The sequence below is a fragment of the Cohnella endophytica genome (assembly GCF_003628305.1).
GTDB classification, from domain to species: Bacteria; Bacillota; Bacilli; order Paenibacillales; family Paenibacillaceae; genus Cohnella; species Cohnella endophytica.
On record NZ_RBZM01000009.1, the window covers coordinates 54,138 to 72,639 of the forward strand.

General features: G+C 53.6%; 16 protein-coding genes and 1 riboswitch. Of the genes, 3 read left to right on the plus strand and 13 right to left on the minus strand.

Features of this window, described 5'->3' with window-relative positions; all coding sequences use genetic code 11:
* Positions 1–58 precede the first annotated feature (58 nt).
* The 8 genes from D7Z26_RS20495 to bcp form a co-directional block, all read right to left on the minus strand.
* Complete coding sequence (locus tag D7Z26_RS20495) at positions 59–835, minus strand: SDR family oxidoreductase (RefSeq protein WP_199731751.1); 777 nt, start codon at positions 833–835, stop codon at positions 59–61.
* Positions 836–1,034: 199 nt separating this feature from the next.
* Positions 1,035–1,601: a glycerol-3-phosphate responsive antiterminator gene (locus tag D7Z26_RS20500; protein ID WP_120978899.1), complete on the minus strand. Its 567-nt coding sequence runs from the start codon at positions 1,599–1,601 to the stop codon at positions 1,035–1,037.
* A gap of 187 nt (positions 1,602–1,788) precedes the next feature.
* The gene (locus D7Z26_RS20505) at positions 1,789–3,198 is read right to left on the minus strand and encodes an NCS2 family permease (protein ID WP_120978900.1); all 1,410 of its coding nucleotides are present in this window, start codon (positions 3,196–3,198) and stop codon (positions 1,789–1,791) included.
* A 142-nt stretch (positions 3,199–3,340) separates the two neighbouring features.
* Positions 3,341–3,441: riboswitch (purine riboswitch) on the minus strand.
* A 663-nt stretch (positions 3,442–4,104) separates the two neighbouring features.
* A complete protein-coding gene (gene guaA, locus D7Z26_RS20510) occupies positions 4,105–5,625 on the minus strand; it encodes a glutamine-hydrolyzing GMP synthase (protein WP_120978901.1) in 1,521 nt (506 codons plus the stop codon).
* Between the two features lie 95 nt (positions 5,626–5,720).
* The gene (locus tag D7Z26_RS20515) at positions 5,721–6,689 is read right to left on the minus strand and encodes a polysaccharide deacetylase family protein (protein WP_120978902.1); all 969 of its coding nucleotides are present in this window, start codon (positions 6,687–6,689) and stop codon (positions 5,721–5,723) included.
* Positions 6,690–6,783: 94 nt separating this feature from the next.
* Complete coding sequence (locus tag D7Z26_RS20520) at positions 6,784–8,028, minus strand: MFS transporter (RefSeq protein WP_120978903.1); 1,245 nt, start codon at positions 8,026–8,028, stop codon at positions 6,784–6,786.
* 84 nt (positions 8,029–8,112) lie between these two features.
* A complete protein-coding gene (locus D7Z26_RS20525; RefSeq protein WP_120978904.1) occupies positions 8,113–8,820 on the minus strand; it encodes a FadR/GntR family transcriptional regulator in 708 nt (235 codons plus the stop codon).
* A gap of 67 nt (positions 8,821–8,887) precedes the next feature.
* On the minus strand, positions 8,888–9,385 hold the full coding sequence (gene bcp, locus D7Z26_RS20530) for a thioredoxin-dependent thiol peroxidase (RefSeq protein ID WP_233567081.1): 498 nt from the start codon (positions 9,383–9,385) through the stop codon (positions 8,888–8,890).
* Positions 9,386–9,541: 156 nt separating this feature from the next.
* Here bcp and D7Z26_RS20535 point away from each other — a divergent pair, with 156 nt between their 5' ends.
* Entirely contained in the window at positions 9,542–10,219 is a 678-nt protein-coding gene (locus D7Z26_RS20535) for a DNA-binding response regulator (protein WP_120978905.1), read from the plus strand.
* 307 nt (positions 10,220–10,526) lie between these two features.
* Here the strand turns inward: D7Z26_RS20535 and D7Z26_RS20540 are convergent, their stop codons facing one another.
* Genes D7Z26_RS20540 through D7Z26_RS20550 form a run of 3 tightly spaced genes read right to left on the minus strand, consistent with a single transcriptional unit; the run spans position 10,527 to position 13,268 of the window.
* A complete protein-coding gene (locus D7Z26_RS20540; protein ID WP_120978906.1) occupies positions 10,527–11,324 on the minus strand; it encodes an ABC transporter permease in 798 nt (265 codons plus the stop codon).
* 4 nt (positions 11,325–11,328) lie between these two features.
* A complete protein-coding gene (locus tag D7Z26_RS20545) occupies positions 11,329–12,123 on the minus strand; it encodes an ABC transporter permease (protein WP_120978907.1) in 795 nt (264 codons plus the stop codon).
* On the minus strand, positions 12,120–13,268 hold the full coding sequence (locus D7Z26_RS20550) for an ABC transporter ATP-binding protein (protein ID WP_120978908.1): 1,149 nt from the start codon (positions 13,266–13,268) through the stop codon (positions 12,120–12,122). The genes D7Z26_RS20545 and D7Z26_RS20550 overlap by 4 nt, the downstream gene beginning before the upstream one ends.
* A 112-nt stretch (positions 13,269–13,380) precedes the next feature.
* Between D7Z26_RS20550 and D7Z26_RS20555 the strand changes: the two genes are divergently transcribed.
* On the plus strand, positions 13,381–14,385 hold the full coding sequence (locus tag D7Z26_RS20555) for an LCP family protein (RefSeq protein ID WP_120978909.1): 1,005 nt from the start codon (positions 13,381–13,383) through the stop codon (positions 14,383–14,385).
* An 82-nt stretch (positions 14,386–14,467) separates the two neighbouring features.
* Positions 14,468–15,793 carry a glutamate-1-semialdehyde 2,1-aminomutase gene (locus D7Z26_RS20560; RefSeq protein WP_120978910.1) on the plus strand — a complete coding sequence of 442 codons (1,326 nt, stop codon included), beginning with the start codon at positions 14,468–14,470 and terminating at the stop codon, positions 15,791–15,793.
* A gap of 87 nt (positions 15,794–15,880) precedes the next feature.
* Here D7Z26_RS20560 and D7Z26_RS20565 read toward each other — a convergent pair whose 3' ends face one another.
* Both D7Z26_RS20565 and D7Z26_RS20570 read right to left on the minus strand, forming a co-directional pair.
* Positions 15,881–17,314: a WG repeat-containing protein gene (locus D7Z26_RS20565; protein ID WP_120978911.1), complete on the minus strand. Its 1,434-nt coding sequence runs from the start codon at positions 17,312–17,314 to the stop codon at positions 15,881–15,883.
* A 39-nt stretch (positions 17,315–17,353) separates the two neighbouring features.
* Positions 17,354–18,379: a sulfate ABC transporter substrate-binding protein gene (locus D7Z26_RS20570; RefSeq protein WP_120978912.1), complete on the minus strand. Its 1,026-nt coding sequence runs from the start codon at positions 18,377–18,379 to the stop codon at positions 17,354–17,356.
* Positions 18,380–18,502 lie beyond the last annotated feature (123 nt).

An 18,502-nucleotide genomic window follows, 5' to 3' on the forward strand; every position in this document is an offset into this window, starting at 1 on the left:
TCCTTTTTTCGTTAACGATAGTTGATGACGCTGGATGAAAACCGTAAAGGATTATCGGTTAACGGACGAGATATCCTCCGTCTACTACGAGCAAGTGGCCGTTCACGTAATCGGACGCCCTGCTGGCCAAGTACACAGTCGCCCCCATCAAATCGAGCGATTCGCCCCAACGGTTCGCCGGTATGTGATCCAACACCCGTTTGTTGGTTTCCGGGTTGCTTCGCGTCTGGAGCGTAATGTCCGTCGCGTAATAGCCCGGGGCGATGCCGTTGACCTGAATATTGTATTGCGCTAGCTCGTCGCAATACGCTTTCGTGAAACCCGCCAGGCCGTGCTTGGTTGCGGCATAAGCCGGAGACCATTGCCCGCCGAGGTACGAGAATAAGGAACAAATGTTGATAATTTTACCGCTCCGTTGCGGAATCATTTGCTTCGATGCCTCGTAACTGAGTTCGAATGCCGCCGTCAGGTTGACCGCGATCATCGGATCCCATTGCTCCCGGCCGAATTCTTCGACCGGAGCCAATTTGCATATGCCCGCGCTGTTCACCAGAATGTCGACCGAACCGAAAGCTTCGGCGCAGCCGTCGATAATGCGCTTCGCCGTGCCCTTCTCGGTAATGTCGGCTTTCATGAACGCCATGCGGACGCCTTCGGCTTCGATCAACTTCCGCGTCGTGCCGTCGTCTTCCATCAGGCTCGGGACGAATATATTGGCGCCGGCTTTAGCGAGCGCGAGCGCGAACGTCTGCCCCAGTCCCGTGTTTCCTCCCGTGACGATGGCGTTCTTGCCTTTCAGAGAGAAAAAATCCATCGAAAAATCCGTTACTGCCATATCGCTGCCCCCTCGGTCAAAGTTCTTATTCCATGTTTCCTCGCGAATGGTCGCCTAAACGTAAAAAAGGAGAGAGAAAAGCAAATTTCCACAGAATTCTCCTGTAGAAAATTACTTTTCTCTCTCCGCTAGTAATTTAATTTCAATTTAGCTTACGCTCGGCGTTTTGTCAATTCGAAATTCGAAAACGGTTACATCGTCACATCGACCACACGCTGACGTTCGTCGACGAGATCGCCGTAGCTCCCGCTTTTAATGCGGCTACGACATCTTCTTTATCGCAGACGAGCCCGCCCGCGATGATCGGGATATTAACCATCTCCGCGACCCAAGAAATAACCTTGGGCATCCCGCCCGGCAACGTTTCGATGCAATCCGGTTGCGAGATCTGGATTTGCTTCTCTATGTTGCGGAAGGAGAACGAGTCGATCAGGAAGAGCCTGTGAATCGTAAGCAGCCCTTGAGCTTTGGCCGCTTTGATCATCGCCGCTTTGGAGCTGAGAATGCCGTCCGCTTCGGTATGATGCTTCATGAATTCGACGACGATTTCCTTGCTTGAAAAGCCTTCGATGAGATCGACGTTGACGAATACGATTTTACCGTCATCCTTCAGCTTCTTTACGATATTCGCGACGTTCATCACGTTTCCGTACAAGACGAACACGATCCTGCTCTCGTTGGCCGCGACCGATTTTAGTCCTTCGTCGTCCTTGATTCCCGGAATAACGGGGTTCTCTTCCAATATTTTATAAAATGCTCGGCTCATATGCTCCTCCATGGAAGTACTTTTGTTCACCTTACGAACTGATTATACCATCAAGGTCACGATCGATCAGCTAGCGACGATTTGCCGAACCTTCAATCAAATTAAAACCCCGCCCCACCTCCGTCGATCCGGAAGTGAAACGGGGTTGATTTATGCCATGAACCTTTCGGTCCATTAATGCTGCAGCTTAGCCTTGCGAGCCGATAAAGGCGTAACGCGCGACGACCAAGATCGCCAGAATCCACATGAGCCAGTGGACTTTATGTTTGCCTTTCCCGAATGCGTTAGCAAGTCCCGCGAGCACAACGTAAGTAACGATACCGAACGAGATACCATTGGCGATGTTGTACGTGAACGGCATCAAGATGATCGTTAAGTACGACGGAATTGCGATCGTATAATCTTCGAAGTCGATATTCTTGATGGATTGCAGCATCAACAAACCAACGATAATCAGGGCTGCAGCCGTTGCGGAACCCGGGATCAGATTCACGAGCGGAGCCAGGAACAAGGAAAGCAAGAAGAGTACGCCCGTCGATACCGCAGTCAAACCCGTACGACCGCCTTCCGCGACGCCTGCTGCGCTTTCGACGTATGCCGTTGTCGTGCTAGTACCGAGTAACGCCCCGCCGCTTACCGCAACGGCATCGACGAGCATTGCTTTGCCGACGCGCTTGTTGCCCTCGACCGGATCTTTCATCAAGCCTGCACGGTTAGCAGTACCGACCAATGTGCCGAAAGTATCGAACAATTCTACGAACGTGAACGTAACGACGATGGAGATTAATCCGGTTTGCATGACGCCGTCCCAATCGAAATTCGCGAACGCGACTTGGCTCAGATCCGGCATCCATGGCGTAACGTCCGTATTGATCGTCGTCGGAACGTAAGTCGAACCGAAAATGATACCGATCAGAGTCGTTCCGAGAATTCCGAACAGAATCGCTCCTTTAACGCGAAGAACCATAAGAACCGAAATAATGACCAAACCGATTAATACGAGCTGAACGTTATGATTTTCCAACGAGCCCATATGGAATATCGTTTCGAAGAACGCGACGTCGGTGAACTTGCCTTTGGAAATATCGCTGACGGATTCTACTCCGACGGTCAGCAATCCGCTGTTCTTTAATCCGATAATCGCGATGAATAGACCGATACCGACCGTAATTGCGTGTTTCAAGCTGTCCGGCATCGCGACGAGCAGCATCTGGCGAATTTTCGTAATCGTGAGAAGAATAAAAATCAAACCTGAAATAAAGACGGCCGTCAAAGCGATTTCGAAAGTAATCGGTTTGCCCGTTGCCGAAGAGCTCAGGATAACGGATGCGAAATACGCGTTAAGTCCCATGCCGGGTGCCAACGCAACAGGGAAGTTCACGAACAACCCCATCAAAATCGTGAAAATACCTGCAGCCAACGCGGTTGCCAAGAAAATCGGGTACCATTCCCCGCCTGTCGCTCCCGAACCGAACGCGCTAAGCGTATTCGGGTTAACCGCCAAAATGTACGCCATCGTCATAAATGTAGTTAAACCAGCCATGATCTCCGTGCGTACGTTCGTTCCCAGTTCTTTTAGCTTAAAGAAACGTTCCATGTTCCCATAAACTCTCCCTTCAGTGTTTAGATGAATGTGGAAAACCAAGTCAAAACATACAAAAAACCTAGAAGAAGACTCTTCTAGGTTCCGCACAACCGGGAAGAAAACAATGCAAACGAGGAGCGCGCGCTTCCCCTTGCAATGAATTTTCCCTTTCCGTAGACAGATCATTTGCGGTGACCTCGTAGAGACTCCCGGGCCGATTCCCGGGATTATACGAAAAGTTATTCAGTTGTTATGTCAAAACTTATTCTAGGTGCTAGTACCTAGTCTGTCAACGGTTATTTACGAATATTCGACCCGAGGCATCAGAAATATGTTCGGGATTTACGGTTATTTCATTAATGATAGCGGTTTACTTCCATTGAATGCGAAAACAAGGCAGACATCAACATGGGAATTTATTACTATAAACCACTCCGTTTTGGGTGCGTGGCATACGGAGGATTACTGGTTTTGGACGACTAATTCTCCCTCGCACGAATGCATTCCCCCGAATTACTCGCTTTCGACGACTAACTCTCCCTCGCACGCAAGCATTTCCCCGAATTACTCGTTTTGGACGACTAACTCTCCCTCGCACGAATGCATTTCCCCGAATTACTCGCTTTCGACGACTAACTCTCCCTCGCACGAATGCATTTCCCCGAATTACTCGTTTTGGACGACCAACTCTCCCTCGCACGAATGCATTTCCCCGAATTACTCGCTTTGAACGACTAACTCTCCCTCGTACACACGCATTTCCCTGAATTACTCGCTTTGAACGACTAACTCTCCCTCGCACGCACGCATTTTACCGAATTACTCGCTTTCGACGACTAACTACGCTTACCAAGCTCCGAAAAACGCAAGAAGCCCGCAGAGTTTAACTCCGCGGGCTTCTTCGCTACTTTGGTCCATTTACTCCCACTCGATCGTGGCCGGAGGTTTCGACGTGATGTCGTAAACGATCCGATTGACGTTCTTCACTTCGTTGACGATGCGGTTGGACACCTTCTCCAGCACGTCGAACGGAATTCTTGCCCAATCGGCGGTCATGCCGTCGATCGAGGTTACGGCGCGAATGCCGACGGTGTGGGAATACGTGCGTTCGTCGCCCATGACGCCGACGCTCTTCATGCCCGGCAGCGCCGTGAAGTACTGCCAGATCTCGCGGTCCAAGCCCGCTTTGGCGATCTCGTCGCGCAGAATGGCGTCGGATTCGCGTACGATCTCCAGCTTGTCCTCCGTAACTTCGCCGAGTACGCGGATCGCGAGACCCGGCCCCGGGAACGGCTGACGCATGACGATCGCTTCCGGTAAGCCGCACTCGGCGCCGACCTTGCGAACTTCGTCCTTGAACAGCGTCTTCAGCGGTTCGATCAGCTTGAACTTCATGTCTTCCGGCAAACCGCCGACGTTATGGTGAGACTTGATCGTCTGCGCCGTAGCCGTGCCGCTCTCCACGATATCGGTGTACAGCGTGCCTTGCGCGAGGAAAGTGAAGTCATCGAATTGCGCGGACTCTTCCTCGAACACGCGTATAAAATCGTTGCCGATGATTTTGCGTTTTTTCTCCGGATCTTCTACGCCCTTCAGGTTGCCGAGGAAACGTTCGCTCGCGTCGATCTTCACGACGTTCATTCCGAATTTGCCGACGAACGTCTCCATGACGCTCTCCGCTTCGCCTTTGCGCAGCAAGCCGTGGTCGATAAACATGCAAGTCAGTTGCTCGCCGATCGCTTTGTGGATCAAAATGGCTACGACGGAAGAATCTACTCCGCCCGACAGGGCGCATAGAACTTTTTTGTCGCCGACTTCGTTGCGAATCTCCTGGACCATATCGTCGATGAACGATCCCATCGTCCAATCGCCGCGGCATCCGCAGACTTCGAACAGGAAGTTGCGGATCATTTCGTTGCCGTGAACGGAATGGCGAACCTCCGGATGGAATTGCACCGCGTACAGATTGCGGGATACGTCGCTCATCGCGGCGATCGGAGCGTGCTCCGTGCTCGCGTCGACGCGGAATCCGGCCGGCATCTCCGTCACATGGTCCCCGTGGCTCATCCAAACCGTCTGACGGTTGGACAGTCCGCTCACCAACGCGGAACCTTCTACGAAATCGACGTCCGATTTGCCGTATTCGCGCTTATGCGCAGCCTCGACCTTACCGCCGTTCTGATGAGTAATAAGCTGCATTCCGTAACAAATACCGAAGATCGGAATGCCCAAGTCGTACACCGCGGGATCAACGTGCGGGGCGCCCTCCGCGTATACGCTGGCGGGACCTCCCGAGAACACGATGCCCTTCGGTTGCAATTGGCGGATTTTCTCGACCGAAGTGTTAAACGGCAGCAGTTCGCTGTACACGCCCAAATCGCGAATACGACGGGCGATTAATTGGTTATACTGGCCTCCGAAATCCAAAACGACGATCATTTCATGTTGATTAGTAGTCACTGGGTAAACCGAGCCTCCTGAGCGTACGGGGTAAAATCAATTGTAGCTATTATAGCTTTGCCGCTTCGACAGCGTCAAGGCGAGGAGACGGGCGTCGGCTCGGGAGACGGGCGCTCGGACGAAGGCGGAGACTCTTCCGGAACGACGGCTTTCGCTGCCGCTTCCAGCTTGGGTTCGGCAACTCTATCTTCCGGTTGGGGGGATACGTTGGCGAGCGCGGCTCCTTGGCCTCCAAGCCATGAGACCGCGTCCGCTAGGGTGGGATTGATTCGCTTCCACTTGATCTGCGGTGCGATTCGGAACGTCACCGGTTTTACTTGATCGGTAAGGGGCGCAAAAGTATAACCCTTCTTCGCAAAATATTGAATGATCGCAGGCAAAGCCTTAACCGTCTGCCCATGCCCGGACCCATCGTGCATGAGCACGATCATTTTGGACGTAAGCCTGGAGTTGGTAACATTTTCTATGATCTCTGAAGCCGGTACGCTCCGTCTTTTGGAATCCCCGCTATCCACGTTCCAATCGACGACGATGTAACCGGCGGCCTTCAACGCGTCGAAGTAAGCGGAGTCGAAATTGCCGAAGGTACCCCCGGGCGCGCGAAGAAGTCTCGTCTTTACCCCAGCCGTGCGTTCGATGATTCCCTCCGTCTTAACGACTTGCTCGGCGAAAGCCTTGAAGTCGCCATAGAGCTCCTTATACACGTGGTCATACGAGTGGTTGCCAATGGAATGGCCTTCCTTCGCGATGCGCTCAAGCAGCTTCGGACGACTTTCCACCTGATTCCCCACAACGAAAAACGTAGCCTTGATCTTCGCTTTGCGCAAAATATCGAGTACTTGACCGGTTAACGCGCTCGGTCCATCGTCGAACGTCAAGTAGACCGTCTTGCCATTAGTCGCGGCTTCCGCCGTCTCCTTCGTATTGTTCGTCGAAGAAGCCGCGTAGGTTTGTCCACCCGCTCCGAGCGCGAATACCGCCGCGGCGCAAGCTACTGCCAGCAACCACTTGCCGCCGAATCGGCTCTTTCCCATTGCTCTCATCGTCCCATCTCCCGCATCGCCTATCGGCCTTATGCTAGAGAATATGGGGCGAATAAGCGGCCTATGCCGGAGTTTTATTTTTGCGAACGCGGAATTATTCGGCTAGGTTAAGCTTACGGTCCGTCGGCAAGAAGACCGCCAACAGTCCGATTAACGGCAGGAACGCGCTCAGCTTAATGACGAACCCGATGCTCGTCGCGTCCGCGAGCGTTCCAAGCAGTACCGATCCGACACCCCCGAGACCGAACGCCAAGCCGAAGAACAACCCCGACACCGTACCTACCATGCCCGGAAGCAGCTCTTGCGCGTATACGACGATAACCGAGAACCCCGAAAGAAGGATAAATCCGATGCAAATGCACAGAACGACCGTCCAGAAGAGATTCGCATACGGAAGCAATAGCGAGAACGGAGCCGTGCCCAGAATCGAGAACCAGATCATGTTTCGTCTGCCGAAACGATCCGCCAGCGGTCCGCCCATGAACGTCCCGACCGCTCCCGCGGCCAGCAACGCGAAAATGAATACTTGCGCGTATTCCTTCGAAATGTGATGGTAGTCGATTAAATAAAACGCGAAGAACCCCGTCATGCTAGCCACGTACACGAATTTGGAGAATAGCAGCATGATCAGAATCGTCATTGCGTATGCAATCGTTTTTCTAGGCAACGCCTTCTTCTCGACGACTTTCCTCGGTCTTGCCGCTTGGCGGGCAATGTAGCCTTTGTACCACCTCGCGACGTAGACTTGCACGACGCAAGCGACCGCTGCGGCGATCGTAAACCAAATAATTCCGAATTGACCGAAGGGCACGAAAATAAGCGCGGTGAAAACAGGCGCGAGCGCTTGGCCGATGTTGCCCCCCGTCTGGAAAATCGACTGCGCCAAGCCTCTTCGCGGACCCGCGGCCATATAGGCCACTCGCGAAGCCTCGGGGTGCAGAACCGCCGAGCCTAAGCCGATAAAAACGACGGACAAGAGCACGAAGCCATAAGTTCCCGCGTAGGCTAATACCGCCATGCCGATCAGCGAGAACAAGACTCCTGCCGGAAGCAGATAGGGCATCGGTTTTTTGTCGGTATATAAGCCGATAAGCGGCTGCAGCAACGATGCCGTAATGTTTACGGTAAAAGCGATCCATCCGATCTGCGCGAAGCTAAGCTTCATCGACTCTTGGAGAATCGGGAATATCGCCGGAATAACGGACTGAACGGAATCGTTCAATAAGTGCACTAGGCTGATGGAAAACAAAATCGAGTATACCGTCTTCATCTGTTGGGCGCTGGAGTTGGCAGTTGGGCTCAGGTTACCGGCGCTTGCAACGTTGGTGTTTGCGTTCATGTCGCTTTCTTCCTTTCGTCATATCATCTGATGTTTAATGGCGCGGAAAGGCTGGCATGCCTTCGCTAATCGCCTTTCCGCGCGTTAATCCAGTTTGATCTTGAGTTGCTCGACCGTGCCGTCCAAGTTCCTTTTCGTCCACAGTTCCGCCTCGGCAACGTCCTTCTCCTTGATCGCTTCGTACAATTTCTCGTGGAAAAGCACGTGCGGATCGTGTACCTCATCGTCCTTGGCCAGGTTTGATAACGTCTCGCGCAACACGGACGAGAACGTCCGGTACAGATCGATAGCTACGTTGTTCTTGCTAGCTACGGCCACGGCGTTATGGAACTCGACGTCGGCATTGAGATAGGCGCTCGTGTCTCCTTTGTCCAGTGCGGCTTGGCGCGAATCCAGATGACGGCGCATCGCTTCCAGGTCCTGCTCGTCGCGACGCTCCGCGGCCAAACGGGAAATTTCCAGCTCCAGCATTTTCCGGACTTCGTACACTTCCATGATTTCCGCTCTTCTCAGCCTATGCGCGAGAGGCTCCTGCATGACGGATGCGGCGGACAAAAACGTTCCGAACCCTTGCTTTTTCTCCAATAGCCCGGCATGCACGAGTACCCTTACCGCTTCGCGGATCGTCGAGCGACCAACGCCGAATTGCGACATGAGCTCGGGCTCAGTCGGGATTCTGTCGCCGTGCTTCAGGCCGCCGCTCGTAATCGTATTCTGCAGTTGGGTAACGACGTCGTCCACGAGTTTCGTGCGCTTGAGCGTCTGGAACGACACTTTTGGAGTCACATTCATCTGATCATCTCCTGAATCGAATTATATCACGGAGCGGTGACAGGCGGAACCGTTTCAAGGAAAAAAATTAGTTGCCGCCGCCGAGCGCTTGCTTCACCGTATCCACGTGACCCTTTACCTTAATGTTGCGCCATTCTTGGATGAGGATTCCGTTCTCGTCGATCAGGAAAGTCGAACGTACGATGCCCATGTACTTCCTGCCGTACAATTGCTTTTCCTGCCATACTCCGAATAACTCGCATGCTTCATGCTCCGGATCCGCCAGCAATACGAAAGGCAACTCGTATTTCTGAATGAATTTGTAGTGCGATTTGAGATCGTTCGTGCTGATTCCGAGAATGATCGCGTTGGCCTCTCCGAATGAAGGAGCGGCATCCCGGAAATCGCATGATTCCTGCGTGCACGCCGGAGTCAGATCTTTGGGGTAGAAGTATAGAACGACTTTGCGACCGCGATAGCCGCTCAACTTGACCGTCTCACCGTTCGTTCCGGGAAGCTCGAAGTCCGGGACGGGCCGTCCGACTTGGATCGGAGCATGGATCGGTTTTTTCGATGATGGCGTCACATTAATTTGCTCCTTCTTTGACAAACTTTGCGGGTTGGCTTATTTTAAGATCAAGTATCTTTAAGCGAGCGAAGCACGCCGCGTATTCCCTATAAGGGAAGCCGCGGCTTTTTGGCGTTCTGCTCGATATTATGCGCCTAGGAGGAGGTCCTATTAATGTTCGAACAAAATTATTACGTCTGGCTGGAGCAGCAACGCAAAGCTCGCTCCGGAGAAGCTTTACGTAAGCTGGCCGAGGATCACAGGCATGCCGAGGAACTGTTCGTCCGAACGGTGTGGTGGCCGGCGATCGGCAAGCTGGATGATTTGCACGCGGAGTACGAGGTCCCGAATGCCCGGAGCAGTTCTTATTATCTCGATTTCGCTTATATCCGTCCCTCGTATCGGATCGATTGGGAGATCGACGACTTCAGCTCGCACGCCAAAAACATTAACCGCCGAGGCTTCGAATACGAGCGCGACCGGCAGAATTTCCTTACTCATAACGGCTGGCAGGTTTACCGATTCTCCCTTGACGCCGTGAGGGAGCGCCCCCTCCAATGCCAACAGTTCGTCCTGCAGGTCATCGGGAAGCTATACGGAAGCAACGATAACGGCCTGCAAAATGGGGATGCGTCGCGACTAACGTTGAAACAGCGGGAAATCCTGCGGATCGCGCTTCGTTTGCAACGCCCCTTCACGCCACTCGAGGTGTGCGAGGGGTTGGGGATTAAGGCGCAACACGCACGCAAACTGCTGCATGAATTAGTCATGATGGGTCTTATATCCGCTCAATCCGGGAAAGCGCGAATTCGTTCATACGCCTTAGGACCAAAAGCTCCCACTTGGATTTAGCATAGGGTTATGCCCTAACTCTATTTCCACAAAGTCGCTTGCTTGCATCCAAATAGCGTTGTACCATCACTCTTTTTACACACATCGTGCCACAAAACATCCTCATTAGACGAAATAGCATTATCGCGTCACTCTATTGCCCCCAAATACGAAAGTATTTCGGCAATAGAGTGATGGCATCACCCTATTCTCCGTGATCCCTCGGCAAGAGCATGTTACTTGCGAAACCCATCCTTCAAACGCACAATATCAACCGCGAGTATCCAGATCCTTCGGCCAAATGATTTCGAACGTGCAAGCACCCCGCCTAACTCCCCGCGCCGCGATAGCGACGGACGCCGTAGTTCCAGAACCAGAGGCCGAGCGACAGCACGACGATGCCGACGACCGGAGTGAGCCAGGCCATCCACCATTGTTCGAGGCGGCCGAGGAAAAACGAAGCCGGGTATACGCCGACGAACGCGAACGGCAGCAACCACGTCAGCAGAAATTTGATCGTTTTGTTATAGATTTCGACCGGGTACCGGCCGTAGTTCTGAATGTTGTAGATGAGCGGACCGATGCCCGTCGGCGCGTCCGAATAAAACGAGATCGCCGACATCGCGGTGTAGATGCCTATATAGATGAAGCACGAGCCGAGCACCATAATGATAAGCACGAACGGGTCATACCAATGGAACGGCAGGCCGAGCGTCGTCCATGACGTGATCATGATGATGAGTCCGACGGTCGCGCCGACGATGGCCGGCGGGTCCATGTTCTCTAGCATGACCTGCGACAACGAATGCGCGGGACGGGTGAGAACGCGATCCATCTCCCCTTTGACGATGTACCGTTCGCTGAAATTCCATGCGCTGAAAAACGTCGAGAACAGTCCCGAAGCGATCATGAAGTAGCCGTAGACGAACACGACTTCCGCCTCGCTCCAATTGCCCAGCGAAGGCGTGTGCATGAACACGATGAAAATAAACACGAGATTAAGCCCGTTAAACATTAAGTCCGACAGCACTTCGATCCAGAAGTCGGCGCGGTACGATAGCTTTGTTTTCATATAATTTGCGAAATAATCACGGTACAAACCGAGCATAAACGCGAACCGGCTCATCGGATCAACCCCCTTGCACGAACAGCCTGCGACGCGCCGACCGCCATACGAGCATGATCGGTACGAGCAAAACGGCCGTCCATATCACTTGGACAAGCAACGCGTTCCAGATATCCGCGCCTTGAATCCGGCCCGTGAACACCGAGCCCGGCAAATACGTAATCGCCTGGAACGGCAACCAATTCATGACCGAGATCGCCCAGCCGGGGAAAAACGCGATCGGTACGATAACGCCCGACAACAAGTCGACGAGAATCCTTTTCATGGCCATGATTCCTTGGTTGTTCTCGAAGAAAAACGCGCCTAGTCCGGTCAAAATATTCAGCTGCGAATTAATGAGAAAACTGAACCATAACATAACGAAGAATACGATCCATAGCTTCGGATCCGTGGGCAGCTCGATCGGGAAGATGAACGATACGATAATCATTCCCGGCACCATGAACAGTCCCAACCGGAACAAGCCTTCTCCGAAGCCTTGCATCATTTTGACGAGCAAATACGAATAGGGCCGGATAATCTGGATCGCCACGCTTCCGTCCACGATCTCGCCCGATATTTCGCGGTCCAAGTTATTGAAGTAGAACGCGCGCGCCATCCAAGACACGGCAACGTAGGTAGACATCTGAATAACCGTAAAGCCTTGGAGCGTCTCCGCGCTGCCGTATATGGCTTTCCATAGGAAATAATAAGCGCCGATGTTAATGGCATAAATAATAATGCCGCTGTAGTAATTCACCCGATAGGCGAGCATCATGAGAAACCGGATGCGAACGAAATCCAAATATGCGCTCATCATGATTCGTTTGCTCCCGCCTTGACCGTTTCCTTCGAATCGGCCGCTCCCGATGTGGCCGTCTCTCCGACAGCGCCCTCGGAATTGAGCTCAACGGACTCGCCTGTTTCTCCGGACTCCCCGGACAACGCGGACAGATCCCTTGGCGCTTCCGCGCTGCCGGACTGATAAATCTCGCGCACGATCTCGTCCGTATTCGTCTCGAAAATCTTAATGTCGCTGATTTCCCGAAGACCGACCACGCGGGACAGCACGTCGGACACATTCATCTCGCGGGGAATCCACACTTTGGCCGTCAAGTCGTTCTCGAGCGTCCAACGAACGTCCAGCCCGGAAGTCATGGCCGAGACGACCGACAACGTGACGGGATCGTTGAATTGGAACTGAACCTCGCGGCCTTTGCCCCAGCGCGACTTGAGTTCTTCGAGTCCGCCGTCGTAAATGATGCGGCCGTCGTCCAGCATGATAACGCGAGAACAAAGCGCTTCGATGTCTTGAAGATCGTGCGTCGTCAGAAGGATCGTCGTCCCCTCTTCGCGGTTCAGCCGCTTGAGGAATTCCCTGATCTCCGTCTTGACGACGATATCGAGCCCGATCGTCGGCTCGTCCAAGAACAGGATCGAAGGATTATGGAGCAGCGCTGCCACCAGCTCGCACCGCATGCGCTGGCCGAGACTCAGCTTGCGGACGGGACGGTTCAACAGCTCCTGCAACTGAAGCGTCTCCACCAGTTCGTCGAGTCTCCGCCTGAAATCCGTCTCGCTCACCCTGTACACTTTGCGCAACAGGTTAAACGACTCGATAACGCCGATATCCCACCACAGCTGGCTTCGCTGGCCGAATACGACGCCGATTCCTTGCACGAACTTCTCGCGTTCCTTATGGGGAACATAGCCGTTTACAACGAGCTTGCCGGATGTCGGCACGAGAATGCCGGTCAGCATCTTGATCGTCGTCGATTTGCCGGCGCCGTTCTCCCCGATGTATCCGCAGATCTCGCCTTGCGGAATCTGAAAACTGATATCTTTGACCGCGGCCACTTCGGTATGCTCCCGTCGGAACAAATCCTTGAGCGCTCCTTTCAGGCCTTCGCGGTTTTTCTGAACCTTGAATTGCTTGCGTAATTGATGAACGTCTATCGCTAACATATGAACCTCCTGCGTCCGGCATCGCTTACAGGATTAAATTTCCTTAACTTGCTTATCCCTTTGCCGAAACTTTATAATTTTATCATATTGCAACCGGAGAGGACATCCATACATGCGGAAAAGATGGAAATATACGCTTTTTAGCCTACTTGGCTTATTGTTGATCGCTTTCTGCTTCATCGGATGGAAGGCCTACGGAACATACCGCGAGATGGACCAAATCCATAAGCCGAAGGAACAATCGCGTTTCGGCCAATTCGAAGCGAAGCCGGAATACAAGCCGCCCGAATGGGAAGGCTCCGAACGCGTGAACGTACTCCTCATGGGAGGGGACGAGAGAGGGTTGCGAAAAGGCGAGGTCGCCCGCTCCGATTCCATGCTCGTCGTTTCGTTCGATCCCACGAGCAAAAAAATTCACCTTTTCTCGGTTCTTCGGGATACATACGTCGATATTCCAGGCTACAAACCGAACCGGATCAACGCGGCCATTACGCTAGGCGGTCCGGAACTAGCCATGAAGACGATAGGTAACTTAACCGGCTTGGACATCCAATATTATGTATACGTTGATTTCCAAGGATTCATTAAGCTGGTGGACTCAGTCGGAGGCGTCGACTTCTACGTCGAGAAGGATATGAAATATTCCGATGCGGCGGACGGTCACGTCTACGACATTAATCTGAAAAAGGGGCAACAGCATCTCGACGGCGATCATGCGCTGCAGTACGTGCGGTTCCGTCACGACAAGCTGTCGGATTTCACCCGGACGGAGCGTCAACGCGCGTTCCTGAAGGCGATCGCCAACAAGTTGGAATCCGGCTGGAACTTGATCAAGCTTCCTGATATTCTCGGCGAGGTTACCCCCTATATGGAATCGAACATGTCGGCGAAAGATATGCTGAAGCTGGCGAGCCTCGGCTATAAATCCCATCAGGCCGGTTCCGCGCAGCTTCCGCCGATGGAACTCGTCGAGGATAAGGTCGTCGGCGGCTCGTCCGTACTTGGTGTTAAGAACGAAGACGCGCTGAAAGGGTACGTGCAGGAAGTATTGGCCAAGGACGACACGACCGTTCCTTCCGCCTCCCCATCGGCTTCACCTTCCGGTTCATCAAAGTAGCAGCAGTTTTCTTCAACGAAAAGAAATATCGAGTAGTTGGCATCCCAATAGCGGCAAGCAATAACGGAGGGTATAACAATTAATGGCGAACATCAATAGAGAGAAATCGACACGGTTATACGAAGAAGCGCAGCAGCATATCGTAGGCGGAGTGAATAGCCCCTCCCGCTCGTTCAAGGCGGTCGGGGGAGGTGCGCCGGTGTTCATGGAACGCGGTGAGGGCGCGTATTTCTGGGACGTGGACGGCAACAAGTATATCGACTACTTAGCGGCGTTCGGACCGATCATCACCGGTCATGCCCACCCGCACGTAACCGATGCGATCGTACGCGCGGCACGAACCGGCACGCTATTCGGCACCGCGACCGAGCACGAGATCCGGTTGGCCGAAGCTTTGAAGACGGCCATTCCCTCGATGGACAAAGTCCGCTTCGTGAATTCCGGAACGGAAGCGGTCATGACGACGATCCGGGCCGCGCGGGCTTTCACCGGACGCAACAAAATCATCAAATTCGCCGGTTGCTACCACGGCCATGCCGACCTCGTGCTCGTCGCGGCGGGATCCGGTCCATCGACGCTTGGGATACCTGACAGTGCGGGCATTCCGCCGAGCATCGCCAGCGAAGTGATCACCGTGCCGTTCAACGAATTGGACGGCTTGCGCCAGGCGCTTGAACGCTGGGGAGACGAAGTCGCGGCCGTCATGGTCGAGCCGATCGTTGGCAACTTCGGGATGGTCATGCCGAAGCCCGGTTTCTTGGAAGGCTTGTGCAAGCTGGCACGTGACGCGGGCGCGCTCGTCATCTACGACGAGGTCATCAGCGCCTTCCGTTTCCATTACGGCTCGACCCAGACGTTGCCGTTGTTCCCCGACCATGAGGCGATTCGCCCGGATTTGACCGCCCTCGGCAAAATCATCGGGGGCGGCCTTCCGATCGGCGCATACGGCGGACGAGCGGACATCATGGCGATGATCGCTCCACTCGGTCCCGCCTATCAAGCGGGTACGATGGCCGGCAATCCGGCATCCGTTCTGGCCGGCATCGCTTGCTTGGAAGTGCTGCGCGAGCCTGGCGTTTACGATCGCATGGAAGCTCTCGCTACCCGGCTCGCCGATGGTTTGCAGGCATCCGCCGACCGCAATGGCATCCCGCTGACGATTAACCGGATCCTCGGCGCTTTCTCGACGCATTTCTGCGCTCATCCGGTCACCGACTACGAAGAAGCGCAAGGCTCGGACGGCGAACGTTTCGCCCGATTCTTCCGTCTGATGCTGGAACGCGGTATTTATCTCGCCCCATCGAAATACGAGGCGTGGTTCCTCACGACTGCCCACTCCGACGCGGACATCGATCAGACGCTAGAAGCCGCGGAGCAATCGTTCCGGGAGATGGCGAAGGACGAATAGATCTCTTTTATAACGAAATGAAAGAAGCCTCCCGGTCCGATTGGACGGGAGGCTTCTTCTACTTCTTTTATTCCGATCATTTTTCGATTATTTCGTAGTTGCTGGTGTTGCTGGTGTTGCTGGTGTTGCCGGAGCCGGAGCCGCAGGCGCTTCCTCCGCGACGGGAGCCGCGGCCACGACTTTGCCTTTGACGTCGATCAGCTTCGCGTCCGAACCCACAATTACGCGCGCCAAGCCTTTATCGAACGCTTCGACGGAATCGAACTTCGCTTCGATTACGACTTTCCCCTTCTTGTCGATGAAACCGTATTTCCCATCTTGCTCGAAGGAAGCCAGGCTGTCATGGAAGTCGCCGACATCCTCGTATTCCGTAGCAAGCACGACTTCGCCTTTCGTGTTCACGTAACTGAACACTCCGTCCGTCGCTACGGCCGCGAGACCTTCGCTAAACGAGAACGCTTGAGAGTACGTCGCCGGAATCGTCAGCGCGCCTTTCGCGTTCACGAACCCGAACGAGCCTTCTCCGTCCGCGCCTTCAGCCTGAACGAGTCCAAGTCCGTAGCTGAAATCGGATACGTGCTGGTAGATCGCGGGAATTACGACTTTCCCGGTGGCGTCGATATAACCGTATTTGCCCTCGATTTGCACGCCGGCCAAACCGCCGGAGAAATAGAACGCGTCTTCGAACTGCGGCTTGATTACTTCCTTGCCCGCATGGTCGATATAGCCGAACAAGTCGCCGGAACGAACGAGCGCCAAACCGCCGGAGAAGTCGAATACTTCGTCGTAAGCCGGAATAATGACCGTCTTGCCGAACGCGTTAATGTAGAAGGACTTTCCATCTTGCTCGACTAGAGCAAGCCCATCCGAGAAGTCGAAAGCTTGGGAGAATTGAGGAGCGATGACCGATTTGCCGGAGATATCGATGTATCCGAATTTCCCCCCGACCCTCACGATCGCCAAACCTTCGCTGAACTCGTTGGCTTGATCGTATTTCGCGGCGATTACGGTTTCTCCGAAGACGTTCACGTAACCTTGTTTGCCGCCCGCAACGTACGGGTGCAACCTTGGAGTAAGGCTAAGCGTGGACGCCGCGGCGTTTAATCCGATCGTCGCCCCGAACGTATCGGCGACGAAACGAGCGGGAACCCACACGATTCCGTCCTTGAACTGGGCGGGAGTCGTTAATGCTACGCTCTTGCCGTTGACGACCGCCGTCTTGGCGTTAACGACGAGCTTTAAGCTGCGCTTGCCTTGCGTAATGGTCGTGGTTTTGGTCGCTTGCTCCCATTTCAGCGTTGCGCCCAGAGCTGCCGCAAAAGGTTTGGCGGGAACATAGGTCGTTCCGTTAATCGTTGCCGTCGTCCAACCCGATTGGGCGATGCCGTCGACGGATATGCCGATGCTAGCGGTCGCGGCCGAAGCCGGGTTGGCATTACCAAAGCTAGCGATTTGAAGGGCCGCGAGAGCTGCGGCAGCAATGAGCAATCCTTTACGGATCGCGGGACTCGTATGTGTCATATCGGTATTCTCCTCATCATAATAGGAATGAATGCTATCTTATTTTTTCAGATAGATTTGGTCGAACGTTCCTTTGTCCGCGAAATGCTCCGCTTGCGCTTTATCCCAGCCCCCGAAGTCGTTGATCGAGATCAGGTTAAGCTTAGGGAAGTTTTTCTCGAATTCCTTGGCTACTTTCGGATTGATAGGACGGTAGTAGTTTTGGGCGGCGATTCTTTGACCTTCTTCCGTATACAAGTAGTCCAGGTAAGCGGTAGCGACTTGGCGAGTATCATGCTTGTTGACGTTTTTCGTCACGACGGCGACGGTAGGCTCGGCAAGTATGCTGAGGGAAGGCGTCACGATCTCGAATTTATCCCCGTATTCCTTTTTGGATAAATACGCTTCGTTCTCCCATGCGATCAGAACGTCGCCGATGCCTTTTTCGACGAATGTGTTCGTAGAGCCGCGAGCGCCGGTATCCAGCACGGGAACGTTCTGGAACAATTGTTTCACGAAATCTTTCGCTTTGTCCTGGCTGTTGTTATTGTTTTTCAGCGCGTAACCCCATGCCGCCAAGTAGTTCCAACGAGCTCCGCCGGACGTTTTCGGGTTAGGAGTAATTACGGAGACGCCGGGTTTGACCAAATCGTCCCAATCTTTGATATTTTTCGGGTTGCCCTTACGTACGAGGAATACGATCGTAGATTTGTAAGGCGCACTGTTGTTGGCAAGACGCTTCTGCCAGCCTTTGGCGATCAACCCTTTTTGCTCGATGGCCGTAACGTCGTACTCCAGTGCCAACGTCACGACGTCCGCTTCTAGACCGTCGATAACGGAACGGGCTTGCGCGCCGGAACCGCCATGCGATTGCTTAATCGTGACTTTCTGTCCCGTCTTCTTCTCCCAATATTTCGCGAACGCGGCGTTATAAGCGACGTACAACTCGCGAGTAGGATCATAAGAAACGTTGAGCAGGGTAACGCTTTTCTTCTCCGATTTCTTCGTGACGGCACCGAATACGGTCGTCGTGGACAAGATGAATGCCAATGCGGTAAGCAGGATGAGGCGGATTGGTTTTTTCATGCGAATGACTCTCCTTTTTGGTTACAAAATGTAGTAAACGCAAAAGGCCCCGATTTCACGCATACGCATAGCTAATACGAAGATTAGCGGTGCGGATGTGAAGTCGAGGCCTCCGGTTTACCG

Excerpts from the sequence above, each read along its gene's own strand:
- D7Z26_RS20495 (WP_199731751.1), bottom strand. The coding sequence starts at position 835 with ATGGCAGTAACGGATTTTTCGATGGATTTTTTCTCTCTGAAAGGCAAG.
- D7Z26_RS20500 (WP_120978899.1), bottom strand. The coding sequence starts at position 1,601 with ATGAGCCGAGCATTTTATAAAATATTGGAAGAGAACCCCGTTATTCCG.
- D7Z26_RS20505 (WP_120978900.1), bottom strand. The coding sequence starts at position 3,198 with ATGGAACGTTTCTTTAAGCTAAAAGAACTGGGAACGAACGTACGCACG.
- guaA (WP_120978901.1), bottom strand. The coding sequence starts at position 5,625 with ATGATCGTCGTTTTGGATTTCGGAGGCCAGTATAACCAATTAATCGCC.
- D7Z26_RS20515 (WP_120978902.1), bottom strand. The coding sequence starts at position 6,689 with ATGAGAGCAATGGGAAAGAGCCGATTCGGCGGCAAGTGGTTGCTGGCA.
- D7Z26_RS20520 (WP_120978903.1), bottom strand. The coding sequence starts at position 8,028 with ATGAACGCAAACACCAACGTTGCAAGCGCCGGTAACCTGAGCCCAACT.
- D7Z26_RS20525 (WP_120978904.1), bottom strand. The coding sequence starts at position 8,820 with ATGAATGTGACTCCAAAAGTGTCGTTCCAGACGCTCAAGCGCACGAAA.
- D7Z26_RS20535 (WP_120978905.1), top strand. The coding sequence starts at position 9,542 with ATGTTCGAACAAAATTATTACGTCTGGCTGGAGCAGCAACGCAAAGCT.
- D7Z26_RS20540 (WP_120978906.1), bottom strand. The coding sequence starts at position 11,324 with ATGAGCCGGTTCGCGTTTATGCTCGGTTTGTACCGTGATTATTTCGCA.
- D7Z26_RS20545 (WP_120978907.1), bottom strand. The coding sequence starts at position 12,123 with ATGATGAGCGCATATTTGGATTTCGTTCGCATCCGGTTTCTCATGATG.
- D7Z26_RS20550 (WP_120978908.1), bottom strand. The coding sequence starts at position 13,268 with ATGTTAGCGATAGACGTTCATCAATTACGCAAGCAATTCAAGGTTCAG.
- D7Z26_RS20555 (WP_120978909.1), top strand. The coding sequence starts at position 13,381 with ATGCGGAAAAGATGGAAATATACGCTTTTTAGCCTACTTGGCTTATTG.
- D7Z26_RS20560 (WP_120978910.1), top strand. The coding sequence starts at position 14,468 with ATGGCGAACATCAATAGAGAGAAATCGACACGGTTATACGAAGAAGCG.
- D7Z26_RS20565 (WP_120978911.1), bottom strand. The coding sequence starts at position 17,314 with ATGACACATACGAGTCCCGCGATCCGTAAAGGATTGCTCATTGCTGCC.
- D7Z26_RS20570 (WP_120978912.1), bottom strand. The coding sequence starts at position 18,379 with ATGAAAAAACCAATCCGCCTCATCCTGCTTACCGCATTGGCATTCATC.